The 18,408-nt window shown below is 41.8% G+C and carries 12 protein-coding genes; 9 read left to right on the forward strand and 3 right to left on the reverse strand.

The window, feature by feature from the left end; translation table 11 throughout:
- Positions 1-109 precede the first annotated feature (109 nt).
- From def to A9Z07_RS15550, 3 genes are all read left to right on the forward strand, one after another.
- The gene (gene def, locus A9Z07_RS15540; protein WP_004771264.1) at positions 110-592 is read left to right on the forward strand and encodes a peptide deformylase; all 483 of its coding nucleotides are present in this window, start codon (positions 110-112) and stop codon (positions 590-592) included.
- A 147-nt stretch (positions 593-739) separates the two neighbouring features.
- Positions 740-2,017, forward strand: coding sequence for a glutaminase (locus A9Z07_RS15545; RefSeq protein WP_069579770.1), 1,278 nt, complete (start codon positions 740-742; stop codon positions 2,015-2,017).
- A 374-nt stretch (positions 2,018-2,391) separates the two neighbouring features.
- Positions 2,392-3,534 (forward strand): RelA/SpoT domain-containing protein, encoded by a 1,143-nt coding sequence (locus A9Z07_RS15550; protein WP_139126651.1) that lies wholly within the window; start codon positions 2,392-2,394, stop codon positions 3,532-3,534.
- Positions 3,535-3,596: 62 nt separating this feature from the next.
- Here the strand turns inward: A9Z07_RS15550 and metH are convergent, their stop codons facing one another.
- Complete coding sequence (metH, locus tag A9Z07_RS15555; protein WP_069579771.1) at positions 3,597-7,283, reverse strand: methionine synthase; 3,687 nt, start codon at positions 7,281-7,283, stop codon at positions 3,597-3,599.
- Positions 7,284-7,720: 437 nt separating this feature from the next.
- Between metH and A9Z07_RS15560 the strand changes: the two genes are divergently transcribed.
- The gene (locus A9Z07_RS15560; protein ID WP_069579772.1) at positions 7,721-9,349 is read left to right on the forward strand and encodes an inorganic phosphate transporter; all 1,629 of its coding nucleotides are present in this window, start codon (positions 7,721-7,723) and stop codon (positions 9,347-9,349) included.
- Positions 9,350-9,838: 489 nt separating this feature from the next.
- Here the strand turns inward: A9Z07_RS15560 and A9Z07_RS15565 are convergent, their stop codons facing one another.
- Positions 9,839-10,825, reverse strand: coding sequence for a Tim44 domain-containing protein (locus tag A9Z07_RS15565; protein WP_047432288.1), 987 nt, complete (start codon positions 10,823-10,825; stop codon positions 9,839-9,841).
- A 98-nt stretch (positions 10,826-10,923) separates the two neighbouring features.
- Positions 10,924-12,312: a DNA repair protein RadA gene (gene radA / locus A9Z07_RS15570; RefSeq protein ID WP_004771277.1), complete on the reverse strand. Its 1,389-nt coding sequence runs from the start codon at positions 12,310-12,312 to the stop codon at positions 10,924-10,926.
- Between the two features lie 350 nt (positions 12,313-12,662).
- Between radA and A9Z07_RS15575 the strand changes: the two genes are divergently transcribed.
- From A9Z07_RS15575 to dapF, 5 genes are all read left to right on the forward strand, one after another.
- Positions 12,663-14,171, forward strand: coding sequence for an alanine/glycine:cation symporter family protein (locus A9Z07_RS15575; protein WP_004771279.1), 1,509 nt, complete (start codon positions 12,663-12,665; stop codon positions 14,169-14,171).
- A gap of 292 nt (positions 14,172-14,463) precedes the next feature.
- The gene (locus tag A9Z07_RS15580; RefSeq protein ID WP_004771281.1) at positions 14,464-15,876 is read left to right on the forward strand and encodes an amino acid permease; all 1,413 of its coding nucleotides are present in this window, start codon (positions 14,464-14,466) and stop codon (positions 15,874-15,876) included.
- Positions 15,877-16,019: 143 nt separating this feature from the next.
- Positions 16,020-16,241 carry an LPS translocon maturation chaperone LptM gene (lptM, locus tag A9Z07_RS15585; RefSeq protein WP_004771282.1) on the forward strand — a complete coding sequence of 74 codons (222 nt, stop codon included), beginning with the start codon at positions 16,020-16,022 and terminating at the stop codon, positions 16,239-16,241.
- A 40-nt stretch (positions 16,242-16,281) separates the two neighbouring features.
- Entirely contained in the window at positions 16,282-17,532 is a 1,251-nt protein-coding gene (gene lysA / locus A9Z07_RS15590) for a diaminopimelate decarboxylase (RefSeq protein ID WP_069579773.1), read from the forward strand.
- Positions 17,533-17,538: 6 nt separating this feature from the next.
- Entirely contained in the window at positions 17,539-18,393 is an 855-nt protein-coding gene (gene dapF / locus A9Z07_RS15595) for a diaminopimelate epimerase (RefSeq protein ID WP_047432299.1), read from the forward strand.
- The last annotated feature ends 15 nt before the right edge of the window (positions 18,394-18,408 follow it).

Genomic DNA, 18,408 nt, shown 5'->3' on the forward strand with positions numbered 1-18,408 from the left:
TTCGCAAATATATTATGACAATATTCTTAAATGAAAATTATGGTAACTCGATAAAATATCCAATACGATATTCTTCACTATTTGGTCAAAACAATTATAAGGGCGTGGGATGAGTGTAATTCTACCTGTAGCACAACGTGGTGAAGAAATTTTAAAAATTAAAGCGGCGGCGGTCGCGAACGGGGAATTTAACAGTGAATGGTTATTGCAACTGGCATCTGCCATGCATGCGACCATGCTTGAGCGCAATGGCGTCGGCATTGCAGCGCCACAAGTCTATATTTCAAAGCGCTTAATTATTGTGGCCTCTCGACCGAATCCACGCTATCCCGATGCACCTGAAATGGATGCGGTGGTGATGGTCAATCCTGAGATTTTAGAATTTTCTCAAACGACCTGTTTGGGTGAAGAAGGCTGCCTCAGTGTGCCAAATGAACGTGGACAGGTTGAACGGGCGCAAGCGATTAAAGTCCGTTATTACACCTTGCAAGGGGAAGTCATTGAAACTACTTTCGAAGGCTTTCCTGCACGTATTGTGCAGCATGAAGTCGATCATCTGGATGGGATTCTATTTGTTGAGAGATTGAATTAATTTCTCTAACCAATGGCAAATTGGTTTTAGTTCCAGCCATGCATTGCGATCTTAAATCATTACAAAAGCTATAATTTTTATATGATCGGTACTCTGTACTATAGATTTATCTGAATAAAACTTGAAATGCTTAAAGGCTAGATGACCATGAAAACTCCTCTTCCTGATTATTTGGCACATGTGATCGATGCCTGTGATACTGATAACAGAGGAAATCTCGCCGATTATATTCCTGAGTTGGCCAACGCCAATCCCAACCGATTATCGCTGGCATTGTCTACTGTTGATGGTGAAATCTATTCTGTTGGCGATGATGAAATTGAATTCACCATTCAGTCGATGTCTAAACCGTTCACGTATGCCTATGTACTGCAACAGCTTGGCATTGATGCGGTATTAGAAAAAGTCGGCGTTGAACCTTCGGGTGAGGCCTTTAATGAAATTTCACTGGGGAAAGATCGCCGTCCTAAAAATCCGATGATTAATTCGGGGGCCATCACTACACATTCATTGATCCCGCCGAAAGAAGATGTATCTGGCGCAGAAATTTTACGTCAGTTTATGAGCGAGCTGGCTGGTCGTGAACTGCAATTTGATGATGCAGTGTATGAATCTGAAGTGAAAACTGCTTACCGTAATCTCTCGATTGGTTATATGTTGCGAACCGTGGGAATTTTGGAATCCGATCCTGTTGATATTGTGAATGGTTATATTCGCCAGTGTGCGATCTTGGTGACGGTTAAAGATCTGGTACGGATGGGAAGTGTTTTTGCCAATGGCGGGGTCGATCCTAAAACTGGAAAGCGTTTATTGAATCGTGCCGTGGTACGCCAAGTCTTGAGCGTGATGATGAGTTGCGGTATGTACGATGCGGCGGGGGATTGGCTGACGACGGTTGGCATTCCTGCTAAAAGTGGTGTTGCTGGTGGAATCTTGGGTGTGTTACCCGGTCAGGTCAGCATTGCGGCTTTTTCTCCTCGACTCGATGAGCATGGCAATAGTGTACGCGGCATCGATATCATGGAAAGACTCTCGCGTGACATGGGCTTGCATTTGATGGAAGGCACACCGTCTGCACAAACTATTGTGCAGAGTCATTATCGGACTGGTAAAGATGCTTCATTGAGTGTGTATGTGCTTCGTGGTGTTTTGAAATTTACTGAAGCGGAAATGTTGTTACGGACGTTGCAATGTGAGCCAGACGATAACAGTAGCATCGTGATTGATTTATCCCAGATTTCCCTCATTCATGATGTCGGAAAACGAATGTTTCTGGAAGGTATTGATCGTTTAATTGATGATGGTCATAGCTTACTTTTGGTTGATCCTGAGCAGCGTTTGGATAACGCGCGAACGCATAAAGATCGGGTCTTGCATGTTTATCAGAATCTTGAAGATTTAATTGAGAAGCATAAAGAGTTGTAGGAGTAGAGAGCCTATATTTATGGTATAGGCTCTAAATCAAGTTTATATTTTGTGCTAGAGATGCTTAGATCAGGCTGAGTGTCTGTTTTAAACAGTAGGTATTGATGAAGCCTTATAATAAAAACTTAAAACTTCCATCACGTGATTTGAGGAGCAATATGACTGACGCTAAAAAGCTATTGTGATTAAGGCTTTCGGGATAAGAAAATTTTAGGGTTATAGTTTTATCAGTAGAAATTGATTCTTAACTTTTTTAAAATTTTACACTAACATGGTTTGGGCTTAATTTATTTTTTTTAATTACACACAAAGTGTTTGATTTGTATAAAATAAGAGGAATAAAGAAGTTAGCAATATTTTATATAGGTGGTAAATTGTTAAAACCATTTTCTAATGGAAAAGTAAAAAAAGCTGGAATGGATTTACTTAAAGAGAGTTTAAATGAAGAGGAGTTGGAAAACGTACTTCAAGTTTTAACTTATTGGAGAAATGCGCATATTTTACCCTTGAATCATGCTGAACAACTATTGTTAAGATATATTTTTAAAATAGATAAGCATGCTTTTTTGGCTAAAAGGCTTAAGCGCTTTGAATCTATAAGAAAGAAATTGCGTTATATTTACAAAAAAAATAATAATGCTATGCAGTTGACTGGAATGCAAGATATCGGAGGTCTTCGAGTTGTTGTCTCTAATTACTCTAAACTAAAGAATATTCAAAAGATACTAATGAATGAAGTATGCTTCTATGAAGATAAAAAATTAATTAAGTTTGATGACTATATCAATAATCCTAAAGATAATGGTTATCGAGGAATCCATTTGGTTGCTAAATTCTTGAATCAGTATGGGGATTCTAGAAAAATAGAAATTCAATTAAGAACAAGGCTTCAACACAGTTGGGCTACTAGCTTAGAAATTATTGACTTGTTTACTGGGCAGAACTTAAAAAGTGATGATGGTGAAAAAGGTTTTTTAGTATTTTTTAAACGTGTTTCAAATCAGTTTTCATTAATTGAGAGAAATGAAAATTTTTCTAAAAGTAATATGGAATTAATAACTAGAGAGTATTTAGAGGCTGTCTTGAAATCTGAAGCCTTATATATGGAATGTATAGAGATAAAGAACTTCTTAGAAAAATCAAATCAGTTTAGTAAAAGTATTGAACAAAACTTTAATGACTATAGAGTGTTACTAAATAAGGTAGAAAAGGATGTTGTTAAACAAAAAAACGGCTATGTACTACTACGACTAAATACTATCAAAGGTAGTGTCGATACAGAGTTCTTTAGGAAAGAAGATTACTTGAAAGCTACTAAACTTTATGGTGAATATGAGAAGTTATTATTAACTAATAAGAGTTGGGTGATTGCGTTGGTATCTACTAATGCATTTGGTGGGGTTAAAGAAGCATATCCAAATTATTTTGCAGATTCACAATTATTTCTTCAGTATTTAGGCTTAATTAAGATTGCTGCGAATTTGGCTGAAGCAAAACTGAGAACGTTAGCAGTCTAAATTTATTATTTATAGTTAATTTAGAATGAATGAACCCTCTCAAGGAGAGGGTTTTTTATAACTTAAGCAATCGAATCATCTAAATTCGGCGCTAACCAACGCTTCGCTTCATCCAGTGTCCAGCCTTTACGTTTCGCATAATCCTCAAGCTGATCTTGAGAAATTTTGCCCACATTAAAGTATTCACTTTCAGGATGTGAATAATAGAAACCACTGACAGAAGAAGGCGGCATCATCGCAAAGTGTTCAGTCAACTTAGTACCAATTTTCGCTTCCGAACCTAACCAGTCAAATAACACCGCTTTTTCAGAATGTTCTGGGCAAGCAGGGTAACCTGGTGCAGGACGAATACCCACATACTTTTCTTTGATCAATTCTTCATTGCCCAAAGTCTCATCGGCTTTATAGCCCCAGAACTCTTTACGGATACGCTCATGCAAATGTTCTGCGAAGGCTTCGGCAAAACGGTCTGCCAAAGACTGAACCAGAATGGCTGAGTAATCATCACCTTTGGCTTTATATTCATTTGCCAATTCTTCAGCACCAAAGATCGATACAGTGAAACCACCAAGATAATCAGTATTGTCTTTAGAAGTACTAATAAAGTCCGCTAAAGATAAATTCGGTTTGCCTGTGACTTTGTCGGATTGCTGACGAATATGCTCAAAGGTATGTGTAACTTTTTGACCCGCTTCATCAAACACGCTTACTGTATCCGCACCGGTACGTTGCGCAGGGTATAGGCCAAATACAGCACGTGCATCGAAACAGTTATTCTCGATAATGTCTTTCAACATCTCTTGTGCTTGGTTATATAAATCAGTGGCTGCTTCACCGACCACTTCATCTGTCAGGATTTTCGGGAATTTACCTGCCAAGCTCCAAGAGATAAAGAATGGTGTCCAGTCAAAGTACTCAACCAATGTCGCCAATGGATAATTGGTAATGACTTGCGTACCTAAAGTATTTGGAATTGGTGGCACATAGTTGTCATCCACCTTGAAACCATTTTCAATCGATTCCGCATAGCTGAGTTTGGCTGCTTTTGGTTGCTTGTTAGCTAAACGCTCACGGATCTTGGCATATTCAGCACGATGTTCTGCAATAAAGTTGCCACGCATTTCTTTAGAGAGCAGGGTGGTTGCAACACCCACTGCACGTGAAGCATCAGCCACATAGATCACCGCATCATTTTGATACTGAGGATCAATCTTCACCGCAGTATGTGCTTTCGATGTGGTTGCGCCACCAATCAACAGTGGAATGTCAAAGCCTTTACGTTGCATTTCTTTGGCAACAAATACCATTTCATCCAAAGATGGAGTGATCAAACCAGACAAACCGATAATGTCACATTTCTCATCAATCGCGGTTTGCAGGATTTTTTCCGCAGGTACCATCACGCCTAGGTCAACGATGTCATAACCATTACAACCCAAGACCACGCCAACGATATTTTTACCAATATCGTGTACATCGCCCTTAACAGTTGCCATCAACACTTTACCTTTAGACTGGCTACCTGTTTTTTCAGCTTCGATGTACGGATTCAGCCAAGCGACAGCTTGTTTCATTACACGCGCAGATTTCACTACTTGTGGCAGGAACATTTTACCTGAGCCGAACAGGTCACCGACCACGTTCATGCCATCCATCAATGCACCTTCAATTACATCAAGTGGACGCTTGGCCTTTAAACGGGCTTCTTCGGTATCTTCATCAATATACGTGGTGATACCTTTGACTAAGGCATATTCAAGACGTTTTTCAACAGATTCATTACGCCATTCAAGGTTCTCAGCTTCGCGTTGTGCGCCACTATGACCACGGTATTTTTCAGCCACTTCAAGCAGTTTCTCTGTGGCGTTTTGACCTGATTCACCTTGGTTCTGGTTCAGAACAACATCTTCAACCGCTTCTTTCAGTTCTTTTGGAATATCATCATAAATCGCCATTTGACCAGCGTTCACGATCCCCATGGTCATGCCTTGCTTGATGGCATGGTATAGGAATACTGAGTGAATCGCTTCACGGACAGGTTCATTACCACGGAAGGAGAATGAAACGTTCGATACACCGCCTGAAATCATGGCATGTGGCAAGTTCTGTTTGATCCAGCCCGTAGCCTCAATAAAGTCGACGCCATAGTTGTTGTGTTCTTCAATACCTGTTGCCACGGCAAACACGTTCGGGTCAAAAATAATATCTTCAGCAGGGAAGCCGACATCATTGACTAAAACATCATAAGAACGTTTACAGATTTCACGCTTACGTGCAGCGGTGTCTGCCTGACCCGCTTCATCAAAAGCCATGACAATAATCGCAGCACCATACTGGCGGCACAGGCGTGCTTTTTCGACAAATTCGTCATAGCCTTCTTTTAAGGAAATCGAGTTGACGACAGGTTTACCTTGTACACACTTTAAGCCAGCTTCAATGATTTCCCATTTTGATGAGTCAATCATGATCGGCACGCGAGAGATATCAGGTTCAGATGCGACAAGGTTTAAGAAATGCACCATCGCATTTTGCGAATCGAGCATCCCTTCATCCATGTTGATGTCGATAATTTGTGCACCCGCTTCAACTTGTTGCTGAGCTACTTCTAAAGCTTCGGCAAAGTTTTCTTCACGAATGAGACGTAGGAACTTTTTTGAACCCGTCACGTTGGTACGTTCACCAACATTCACGAATAAGGAATTTTCATCAATATTAAAGGGTTCTAAACCACTTAAACGGCAAGCTGGAATGGTTTCAGGCACTTGGCGTGGCTGAATGTCTTTGACTGCATTATAAATCGCACGGATGTGGTCTGGTGTGGTACCACAGCAACCACCAGTAATGTTGATCAAACCGCTTTCAGCAAATTCTTTAATGAATGCTGCGGTTTGTTCTGGAGTTTCATCATATTCACCGAAGGCGTTCGGCAAGCCCGCATTCGGATGGGCTGAAATAAAGGTATCTGCAACATCAGCAATGGTTTTGATGTGTGGACGCATTGCATCTGCACCAAGGGCACAGTTAAAACCAATCGACAGTAAATCACCGTGACGAACCGAGTTCCAGAACGCTTCTGCGGTTTGACCCGTTAAAGTACGGCCTGATGCATCGGTGATGGTACCCGAAATCATCAATGGCAGTTCATGACCGATTTGCTTGAAGACTTCTTTCACTGCAAAAATCGCTGCTTTACAGTTTAAGGTATCGAATACGGTTTCGATCAACAGAATGTCTGCACCACCTTCGATCAGGGCATGCGCTGCCTCAATATAGTTTTCTTTTAATTCATCAAAGGTAATATTACGGAATGCTGGATCGTTGACATTTGGCGAGATTGAACAGGTACGCGATGTTGGGCCAAGGACACCTGCAACAAAACGAGGTTTATCTGGGGTTGAATACTTGTCACATGCGGCGCGAGCTAAACGCGCTGCTTCACGGTTGATCTCTGGCACGAGGTCTTCCATGTGATAGTCTGACATCGAAACGCGTGTGCCGTTAAAGCTGTTGGTTTCGATAATATCTGCGCCTGCATCGAGATAGGCTTCATGAATGCCTTGAATGATTTGCGGCTGTGTTAATACCAATAGGTCATTATTGCCTTTCAGGTCTGATGCCCAATCTGCAAAACGTTCACCACGATAATCTTCTTCTTCTAATTTATGGCGTTGAATCATCGTTCCCATCGCACCATCAATAATCAGGATACGTTGGGCAAGAAGTGATTGTAGGGTGGCAAGCGTGGACATGAAGGAACCCCAGTAGCTGATGAAGATAAAAAGCAGGGGCATTGTAACAGAAGAGATGCTAATGCGCTTATTTTCAGCAAGCTAGAGTATGATTTATGGGGTCACATGAAAAATGTCATAAAAGCTTCATTAAGTTGTCATAATTGAACGGAATAATGCTTAAAAAGCCAACAACTTATTCGAAATATGACAAAAATATGTCATCTTTCGTAGCATTTGTTGCAAAATCAGACAAACAGTTTTGTTGTACTTTTAAGGTTTGTAATACATTGTTTTTTCTTGATTAAAATTAAAAATGTTGTGAAATTATCGTAAAAAAACACAAAAAAACAGGGTAAAAATATGAAATTTTGGCTTTATGTGACAGTCCTTTGTCATATAATTGTCATAATTTAATTAAACAATACAGAGGATTTTATTATCCTCTCACCGTCTACATGAATTCTAATCTTCCTCCTGTTTCGGATTCACCGCTTGCCAGTTCTCAGGCAAAATCGACGAATGTACATGTACCAACACCGAAATTTTTTATGCCGGTGTTTTTGACAATTATTGTTGCAACACTTATCTATATCGGTTTTCAGTTAAGTGCTGATCTGGCACATGTACCGCCGTTAAGTTTATATTCAGTTATTCTTTTATCGACGGCACTTTTCATCGCTTTAGGCTTTGAATTTGTAAATGGTTTTCACGATACGGCAAATGCTGTAGCGACGGTTATTTATACCAATGCATTACCTGCGCCAGCAGCAGTCATGTGGGCTGGCTTCTGTAACTTCCTTGGGGTTATGGTTGCGAGCGGTGCGGTTGCATACGGTATTATTGCATTACTTCCTGTAGAAATGATCATGAATGTCGGCAGCGGCGCTGGCTTCGCGATGGTTTTTGCATTGTTAATCGCGGCGATTCTCTGGAATCTAGGCACGTGGTTCTTAGGAATTCCTGCATCAAGTTCACACACTTTAATCGGTTCGATTTTAGGTGTGGGCATCATGAATCATATCTTGAATGCGTCTGCTGGTGCGACCAGTAGTGGCATCGATATTGATCAGGTGATTAAGGTTGGTAAGGCTTTACTGTTCTCGCCATTGATTGGTTTTGCGTTTGCAGCCGTTCTATTCTTGTTGGTGAAGAAAGTCTTTAAACGCCAAATGGAGCTGTTTCAGCCACCAGAAGGCAATAAGCCACCACCACCACTAATTCGTGCGATCCTGATTTTTACTTGTACAGGTGTAAGTTTTGCACATGGTTCAAACGATGGTCAAAAAGGCATGGGCTTAATCATGTTGATCTTAATCGGTTTGGTTCCATTGGCTTACTCATTGAACAAAAATCTGGATGCACAACATTTACAGTCTTTTGAGCAGCTTTCTGCCCAAACTGCTGTGGTTTTGAATGTTAATCAAAACGAACTGACAGATGAAAAAGCACGTGATGTATTAACCAAATATATCCAGACCAAAGAGCAAACCGCTGAAGTTGTTCCTGCACTTGCAAGCATGACATCACATATCGGTACACGTGTTGCGGGCTATGGTGATCTTAAATTGATTCCAGAAGCGGCAGTCAGTGAAATCCGTAATGACATGTATTTGAGTACGACAACATTCAAACGTTTAGACAAAGCTGAAGCTTTACCAGCAATGGATCAAGATCAGGCGAAAGTTGTAAAAGAATATCGTAATAGTCTGGACTCATTCCTTCAGTACATTCCGAACTGGGTTAAAGTTGCAGTAGCACTTGCACTTGGTCTAGGGACGATGGTGGGCTGGAAACGTATTGTTGTGACTGTGGGTGAACGTATTGGTAAGAACCATATGACTTACGGTCAGGGCATGTCTGCCGAGCTAGTGGCAATGAGTACCATTGCTGCAGCTGATGGTCTTGGTATGCCAGTGTCTACTACTCACGTTTTAAACAGTGCGGTAGCGGGTACCATGGTCGCGAATAAGTCCGGTTTAAACTTCAATACCGTGAAAACCATTCTTTCTGCATGGGTCTTCACTTTACCAGCAACGATTGCATTGTCTGGTGGTTTATACTGGTTATTCTTACAGTTTGTCTAATGATGCTGAATCATTAGATTAGAATGAAATTTAAGGCTTTGCTTCGGCAAAGCCTTTTTTTATGTGTATTGATTGATGGTGTGGGTAGAGGCTATAGATTTGAGTGGGTTTTAAGGCCCGCAGAGAGATTAATCTTAAAGCGTATTGTTGAGTAGCATCAACTGGTTTAACAGGCGTAGAAGCGATTTTAGGGGGATAATTGGCGCACTAAAAATATCACTACGATAGAGATGGTCTAGGCGTGATTTAAAATGCTTCTAATAAAAGGGCTTTCTTCCCCAAATGAGGAATATTTTTTAAAGATCTTATCCGTTAGTATCAATAGACAGACCGTGCTAGGTTGTGCTGTTTGTTATTCATAAGAACACTATTTTTGTTGTTTTACACTCCGCCATTCTCTATAGAGAATGGCTTTTTTTAGCTTTGGTAAAAATAAAGCCCATAAAAAAAGAGCTATCGAAATAGCTCTTTTTTCATTTCACAAGACGATTAAGCTTGTTGAATACCTGCAACAACCCAATCTTGTTGTGAACCAGCAGGTTTTACAAAATGCCAGATTTCAGCAAAAGGTTGTGGCAAGCTGTTTAGATCTTCACTTACTGTACCCGTAAAGCGTACGCTCACGACATATTGACCATTTTCAGTTGTGCTTTCGACAACCATCGCATTGAGATTGCTAAATTCAGCAACGTCTTGATCTTGGTTTGCCATGATATCGCTATGCATTGAACTATAAAGCTCAGGCGTTAAATAACGACGGATTTCTTCGACATTGCTTGCGCTGTTTACCGATTGAATATGGTTAAAACGTTGACGTGCAATACGTAAGAATGCAGCAGGCTCAGTACCATCTGGTAATTGATTGCCACTGCTCATAGACGCGCCACCAAATGGTGCTTGAGGAGCTGCAGTACCACCAGCTACAGATTGACCAAAAATATTGGTGTTATCTGCTGATTGACGTGGCGCTGCTTGAGGTGGAACCTGACGGCCAAAGTTGTTTTGACCGCCATTGTTTGGAGCGTAAGGATTATTGGTTGCTAATTTTTTTTTTGCGCCCAATCTGCGGAACACAAAGAAGGCGATTGCAGCAGCGAGAAGCACCCAAATCCAGCCAGGAATACCACCTTTTTCTTCCTGTTGCTGTTGAGCTTGCTGAGCAGCTTCTTGCTCAGTCGCTGTTGGGTTATGTTGTTTGTCATCCGCCAATGCATTGGCAGCTACAGCACCGACTGCTGCACCTGCAACACCCGCAGCAACCATAGAGCCCACACCTGGACCTGATCTTTGAGGCGCAGTTTGTTGTTGAGGCGCTGGAGCTGCTTGACGTGACGGCTGATAAGATTGGCTAGATGAACTAGATCTGCTCATACCATGGCTTTTACCGCCACCCGCACGTTTTGCTTCTGCAAGCGGTGCAGCGACCAAAGTTGCCATCAAAAGAGCTGCCATCAAGCCACGCTGGTGTACTTGCATCGAAAATTCCTATTTAAATTCAATTTGTAAATGTATTTATGAAGGTATTTACATAGAATTTCAACTAGAAAAGTATGTTTTTTTATGTCAGACGCTGATCATAGTTCATCGCTGAGCTGCATTGCTTCGGTTAAGGCCTCATGCAAACGTGCAACAGCAATGATTTGTACCCCATCAATTGATTTTTGTGGCGCATTGCCTCTTGGTAAAATCACATACTTAAAGCCATGTTTTGCAGCTTCTTTTAAGCGTTCCTGACCATTGGGTACAGGACGAATTTCACCCGATAAACCGACCTCACCAAATACTGCAAGCTGCTGTGGTAATGCTTTGCCGCGTAAACTGGAAGCACAGGCCAGTAAGACTGCCAAGTCAGAACCAGTCTCGGTAATTTTCAAACCACCCACCACATTGACATAAACATCTTGCCCAGAAGTTTGCACACCACCGTGTCTGTGCATGACAGCAAGTAGCATATTTAAGCGGTTCTGTTCGAGACCCAGTGCAACTCGACGCGGCTGCCCATGTGCATCATCGACCAAAGCTTGAACTTCAACAAGAAGTGGGCGAGTACCTTCACGGCTAATCATCACGATTGAACCCGGAATGGCTTCATCATAACGGCTCAGGAAAATTGCGGATGGATTGGCTACTTCACGTAAGCCTTTATCAGTCATGCCGAATACGCCCAGTTCATTGACTGCACCAAAACGGTTCTTGACTGCACGAATCATACGGTAACGCGAGTCGGATTGACCTTCAAAATAGAGCACACAATCGACCATATGTTCTAAAACACGTGGGCCAGCAAGCGCACCTTCTTTGGTGACATGACCAACAAGAAATAAGGCAGTGCCGCTATTTTTCGCAAAACGTGTCAGTAAAGCTGCAGATTCACGAATTTGCGACACGCCGCCTGGGGCCGACTGTAAGGTTTCGGTATACAGCGTCTGAATCGAATCCAGAATTGCAACAGCAGGGCGTTCTTGTGCCAGTACTTCACAAATCCGTTCGACACAGGTCTCAGCCATGACTTTGAGAGAATCAGTGGGTAAATCAAGACGTTGTGCACGTAAGGCCACTTGAGACAATGATTCCTCGCCCGTGACATAGAGGGCAGAACTTTTTTTACTGGCCATATGCGTTGCGGTCTGCAACAGGATGGTTGACTTACCAATACCTGGGTCACCACCAATCAATACGACTGAGCCTGTGACCAAGCCACCACCCAATACGCGATCAAACTCACTAATACCAGTTTGCAGGCGAGTTTCGTGTGTAACCGAGATCTGGTTGAGGGTGGTAAGGTTTGCTACTTGTCCCGCATAACCGCCGCCCATTTTAGGTTGACTACGATGGGTAACGACAGGTTCGACACGAACTTCTAACAGACTGTTCCATTCTCCACATTCAGAACATTGACCAGCCCATTTGGGGTGATCCGCACCACACTGTTCGCAGCGATAAACCGTTTTAATTTTTGCCATAAGATAAAATTGAAAAAATTCTTTAGATTGGTTAAAAAGAGTTAGGACGAAAATTTAATCAAGATGCTGAGTACTCTATTCATGGATAAAAAAGGAGACAGCACAGTTTCGTCACTCATGGGTAAAAGGGAACTGCTCAGGAAAATAACATGATATACAACTTTTACAAGCTATAGACGATGTGTTTTTAGCAACTTGTTTTTTTGTTCAATTCACTTTTTCCCTTGAAGCGTTTAGGCATATCGATTGCCTTTGTCTTGTGAAAGGCATGGCATAGATATTGCTCATATTTAAATAAATGAAAATTTAGCAGTCGCTACTTTTTAAATAAATCATAAAGGTTGATATTTATGAGTGCAGCAGAAATTGTGGATTGGGCAAATAGTATTATCTGGAGTAAAGCCCTAATCTATTTGTGTTTAGGTGCAGGTTTATTTTTTTCTATTTTGACTCGATTTGTACAGGTGCGCCAAATTAAGGAAATGGCAAGGCTGTTAATTCATGGTTCATCTTCAGCGCAAGGGATTTCATCATTCCAAGCCTTATCTGTTTCTTTATCTGGGCGTGTCGGTGTTGGTAATATTGCAGGTGTGGCGGCTGCAATCGGATTTGGTGGGCCAGGTGCCGTCTTCTGGATGTGGTTGGTCGCATTTCTAGGTGCAAGTACCGCTTATGTCGAATCAACACTCGGTCAAATCTACAAGGTGGAATATCAGGGTGAATATCGAGGTGGGCCCGCTTTTTATTTTGACCGAGGGCTTGGACAGCGCTGGTTAGGGATTTTGTTTGCTGTTGCAGCGATTATTTCCTGCGGTCTGTTTTTACCGGGGATTCAGGCCAATGCAGTCGGGAATGCTTTTACTCAGGTTACGGGTGAAGGCGCGATCGTATTTGGTAATGTCGGCGCATATAAGTTATTGGCACTGGTTGTGATCGTAACCTTATTGGCGATCATTATTTTTGGAGGCATTAAGCGGATTGCTCGTTTTGCCGAGTTGGTCGTACCTTTTATGGCAGCAGGTTATATCCTGATGGCTGTCATTATTGTCGCGATGAATATTCAAGAATTACCAGGTGTCATTAAACTGATTTTCGAAGATGCTTTTTCTCCAATGGCGGGTGTAGGTGCCGCGATTGGCTGGGGCGTGAAACGTGGTATTTATTCCAATGAGGCAGGACAGGGTACAGGGCCACACGCAGCAGCAGCGGCAGAAGTTCAGCACCCTGCACAGCAAGGTTTTGTGCAATCATTTTCGATTTATGTAGATACCTTATTCGTGTGTTCTGCCACTGCTTTTATGATTTTAATTACAGGCACGTATAACGTACAAGGCACTCTAGAGGCAGGCCAGTTTATTGTGCAGAATGTTGCACCAGCTACTGAAATTGGTTCACCAGCCTTTACACAAATGGCAGTGAGTACGGTCTTTGGCGGCTTTGGGCAGATTTTTGTGGCTTTAGCTGTGTTTTTCTTCGCTTTTACGACCATCGTGGCATATTACTATATTGCTGAAACCAACATTACCTATTTGAGCTATATCACCAAGACACCGTCATTATTATTTATCACCAAATGCTTCATTATGATTTCTGTGGCTTATGGCGTGGTCAGTGCGACAGGTTATATCTGGGGCATTGGTGATCTTGGCGTTGGCTTGATGGCATGGATCAATATCATTGGTATTATCGTCACTTATTTTATCTGGAAGCCAACCATCAAAGCACTGAAAGATTATGAAGAACAACAAAAAGCTGGAGTTAAGGAGTTCATATTTGATCCAGTTAAGTTGGGCATCCGCAATGCGACATTTTGGGAAGAGCGTCTCAAAAATCAACAGAAGTCATCATCTAATGATTGATATATAAATTAATATTTTTCTCTTATAAAAGAAGTGGCCGCTATAGCCGCTTCTTTTTATGCACCGTTGTTTTCGAGATGAGCAAGTTGCCCTCACAAGTTCATTGTATTGTTTTGGCCTTGTGCGTATGATCGAATTCAATTGTATTTAACTTGACAAATACAGGTAAAAAATTGCTTAGCTAAAGTCAGCCAAATTATAGATAACGAGAAAAGATACCGAAAATAGTACGAATCGTTATTGAGAGCGGACTTTGGTTAATGAACTAAAAACACTGGAGAGTTTTTGCAAAATGTCGAATCAAAATCTGAGTGAGGCTGCTGAGCAAAGCGGACTTCACCGTAGTCTATCTAATCGACATCTACAGTTGATTGCGATTGGCGGTGCAATCGGAACAGGGCTGTTCATGGGGTCGGGTAAAACGATTAGTTTAGCTGGACCATCTATTCTGTTTATTTATATGACCATTGGTTTGATGGTGTTTTTCGTAATGCGTGCATTAGGGGAACTGTTACTATCTAACCTGAACTACAAATCTTTTATCGATTTATCGACGGATTTAATTGGCCCGTGGGCAGGTTATTTTGTCGGTTGGACTTACTGGCTTTGTTGGGTCACGATTGGTATCGCAGATTTATCCGCCATTATTTACTATCTGGAATTCTTTAATGGTGGGGAGTCGTTCACGCCATTAGGTGGTTTGCTGATTAGTACTGTCGCGATTATGTTTGTCTTGGGCCTGAACTTGGTCACCGTAAAATTATTCGGTGAAATGGAGTTCTGGTTTGCGATGGTGAAGATCACAGCGATTATTGTCTTGATCGCAGTCGGTCTTTGGATGATCTTTACTGGGTTTACCAATGCTTCTGGGACAGTTGCCAGCGTTTCGAATCTCTGGACACATGGTGGGATGTTCCCGAAAGGTCTTGATGGCTTTTTAGCTGGTTTCCAGATTGCCATTTTCGCCTTTGTTGGTGTGGAATTGGTGGGTACTACCGCTGCTGAAACTCAGGATCCTAAACGTAACTTGCCAAAAGCAATTAACTCGATTCCAATCCGTATCATCATTTTCTATGTATTGGCATTATTTGTGGTGATGTGTGTAACCCCTTGGGATCAGATCAATCCTAAAGTCAGCCCATTCGTCAACATCTTCTCTCAAGCGGGTATTGCATCAGCTGCGATTATCATGAACCTGGTGGTGTTATCTTCGGTGATGTCATCCATGAACAGTGGTGTGTTCTCGACGAGCCGTATGTTGTTTGGTCTATCTACAGATCAACAGGCACCGAAGTTGTTTGGAAAACTGTCTAAATCTGCTGTTCCTTCAAAAGCATTGATTTTCTCGTCAATCTGTATCTTTATCGGTGCATTCGTACAGTTTGTTTATAAATTACAGACAGGAACGAACGATGAAGTAACAGCATTTACGCTTGCAACAACGCTCTCAACGATTCTGTTCATCTGTGTATGGATCATTATTATGTGGAGTTATATTAACTACCGCAAAAATCGTCCAGAGTTGCATGCACAATCAAGCTTTAAACTTCCTGGTGGCGTGTTCACATGCTGGGTCGTGATTTTATTCTTCCTTGCAACGATCTACTTCCTTGCATTGGATGAGACCACTTTAGAATCACTCAAAGTGAGCCCAATCTGGTTTGTCATTCTGGCAATTGGTTATTTCTTCTATAAGAAAAAATAAGCATGCACTGGACTGAATACTCAAAACGTCGACCTTAAAGTCGGCGTTTTTTTATGGTTATTACCTGATTCATTCAAGTTTAGACTTTAGCCAATCAAATGATCACGCTATACTGCTCCGAATTGTAAAAGTTAGGTGCTCAGATGCTTAAAGCCATTTGTTCTATCAGTTTATTATTAAGCAGTGTTGTTTTAACTGCCTGTGGCCAGACGGGTGAATTGCATTTGCCATCTGATCCAAACCAAGACAAACGCGCAAAATATTTGCTTTATAAAAATGAAGCATCTCAGGCTAAAACTTCATCTGTTGTAAGCAAAGATGAAGTCGAAGAGGCAAGTCAGGCAACATCATCCACGACGCAATAACAAACCATCTCACCTTAAGTTTGTAAATAAGGACATCTTCATGAGTTTCACTCGCATTAATGGAGTATTGCATGCTGAGCAATGTTCACTCGATCAGCTCGCACAGCAATATGGCACGCCTTTATATGTTTATTCAAAAGCAACTTTTGAAAAGCATTATTTGGATATGCATCGTGCTTTTGATTTTATTGATCATCAAATCTGTTTTGCGGTGAAGTCAAACTCAAATCTGGCTGTTCTTAATGTATTGGCAAAAGTAGGTGCAGGCTTTGACATCGTTACAGGTGGCGAATTGGCGCGTGTACTGGCAGCCGGTGGTGAGCCTTCAAAAATCGTATTCTCTGGTTTGGGTAAATCTGAAGCAGATATCGAAAAAGCCTTAAATGTTGGCATTGCCTGTTTCAATGTGGAGTCACATGCCGAGTTGGATCGTATTCAGAAAGTGGCAGCAAAATTAGGAAAAAAAGCACCGATTTCTTTACGTGTAAATCCTGATGTTGATGCCAATACGCATCCTTATATCTCAACTGGCTTGAAAGAAAATAAGTTTGGTATTCCAAGCGATACGGTGAATGAAACTTATCAATATGCAGCGTCATTGCCGAATCTCGAGATTATTGGGATCGATTGCCATATTGGTTCACAGTTGACGGAAACCAAGCCCTTTGTCGATGCGCTTGATCGTGTCATTTTAATGATTGAGCAGTTGAAAAGTCTGGGGATTAACCTCAAACATATTGATATCGGTGGTGGTTTGGGCGTGCGTTATAAAGATGAAACGCCGCCAAGTGTTGAAGAATATGCCAATGCGATGCGTCCTGCTTTAGAGAAGCTTGGTTTGAAAGTGTATATGGAACCAGGCCGTAGTATTTCTGCTAATGCAGGCGCATTATTAACGAAAGTTGATCTATTAAAGCCGACCAACCATCGTAACTTTGCCATTATTGATGCGGCAATGAATGACTTAATTCGTCCTGCGCTGTATGAAGCATGGATGGATATTCAATCGGTAAATCCAAGTGCTGATGTTGAAGTGAAAACATGGGATTTGGTCGGTGCGATCTGTGAAACTGGTGATTTCCTCGGTAAAGAGCGTGACTTGGCACTTCAGGAAAATGATGTGCTGGCGGTGCTGGGTGCAGGTGCATACGGTTTTGTAATGAGCTCTAACTATAATACCCGTGGCCGAGCTGCCGAAGTTATGGTCAGTGATGATCAAGCCTATTTAATTCGTGAGCGTGAAACCATAGAATCACTCTGGGAAAAAGAGCGTTTATTGCCTGAGGAATAAGTAGAGATGTATTTAGAATTTACCAAAATGCATGGTTTGGGCAATGATTTTATGGTCGTTGACCTCGTTACCCAGCGAGCTTATTTAGATACGGTCACGATTCAGCGTTTGGCAGATCGTCATTTTGGGGTGGGTTTTGATCAGCTATTGATCGTTGAACCACCAGATTTACCTGATGTTGATTTTAAATATCGAATTTTCAATGCCGATGGCTCTGAAGTAGAGCAGTGCGGTAATGGTGTGCGTTGTTTTGCCCGTTTTGTACATGAGCGTCAACTGACCACTAAAACCAAAATCCGTGTGCAAACCAAAGCGGGGATTGTTGAACCAGAATTGGGAGCTAACGGTTGGGTACGCGTGAATATGGGGCAACCGAAGTTTCTTCCAGAAGAAATTCCGTTTGTGACACAAGAGCATGAAGATATTGAAGGCTTATATGCGCTTGCATTGGCAGACAATCAAAGTATTAATATTGATGTGGTGAACATGGGAAATCCGCATGCGGTGACCATTGTTCCTGATGTATTAACAGCAGATGTAGAGCGTATGGGCCCACAAGTGGAATCTCATTCGCGTTTCCCTGCACGTGTCAATGCTGGGTTTATGCAGATCCTTGATGAAAAGCATATTCGTTTACGTGTGTATGAACGTGGCGTTGGCGAGACTTTAGCTTGTGGCACAGGTGCTTGCGCTGCTGCGGTGAGTGGTATGCGCCGTGGCTTACTTGCCAATGAAGTTGAAGTTCAACTTGCTGGCGGTAAATTACACATTGCTTGGCGTGAAGGTGATGTAGTGTGGATGACAGGCCCAACCACGCATGTCTATGATGCCCGTCTGGATTTAAGATATTTCCAAGGCTAACGTTGAAAATAGTAA

Source organism: Acinetobacter sp. YK3, assembly GCF_001729365.1.
In the GTDB taxonomy this organism is placed as follows: domain Bacteria; phylum Pseudomonadota; class Gammaproteobacteria; order Pseudomonadales; family Moraxellaceae; genus Acinetobacter; species Acinetobacter vivianii.

Coding starts and splice junctions, on each gene's coding strand:
- lysA (WP_069579773.1), top strand. CDS start 16,282: ATGAGTTTCACTCGCATTAATGGAGTATTGCATGCTGAGCAATGTTCA.
- def (WP_004771264.1), top strand. CDS start 110: ATGAGTGTAATTCTACCTGTAGCACAACGTGGTGAAGAAATTTTAAAA.
- A9Z07_RS15580 (WP_004771281.1), top strand. CDS start 14,464: ATGTCGAATCAAAATCTGAGTGAGGCTGCTGAGCAAAGCGGACTTCAC.
- A9Z07_RS15560 (WP_069579772.1), top strand. CDS start 7,721: ATGAATTCTAATCTTCCTCCTGTTTCGGATTCACCGCTTGCCAGTTCT.
- A9Z07_RS15565 (WP_047432288.1), bottom strand. CDS start 10,825: ATGCAAGTACACCAGCGTGGCTTGATGGCAGCTCTTTTGATGGCAACT.
- A9Z07_RS15575 (WP_004771279.1), top strand. CDS start 12,663: ATGAGTGCAGCAGAAATTGTGGATTGGGCAAATAGTATTATCTGGAGT.
- radA (WP_004771277.1), bottom strand. CDS start 12,312: ATGGCAAAAATTAAAACGGTTTATCGCTGCGAACAGTGTGGTGCGGAT.
- metH (WP_069579771.1), bottom strand. CDS start 7,283: ATGTCCACGCTTGCCACCCTACAATCACTTCTTGCCCAACGTATCCTG.
- lptM (WP_004771282.1), top strand. CDS start 16,020: ATGCTTAAAGCCATTTGTTCTATCAGTTTATTATTAAGCAGTGTTGTT.
- A9Z07_RS15545 (WP_069579770.1), top strand. CDS start 740: ATGAAAACTCCTCTTCCTGATTATTTGGCACATGTGATCGATGCCTGT.
- dapF (WP_047432299.1), top strand. CDS start 17,539: ATGTATTTAGAATTTACCAAAATGCATGGTTTGGGCAATGATTTTATG.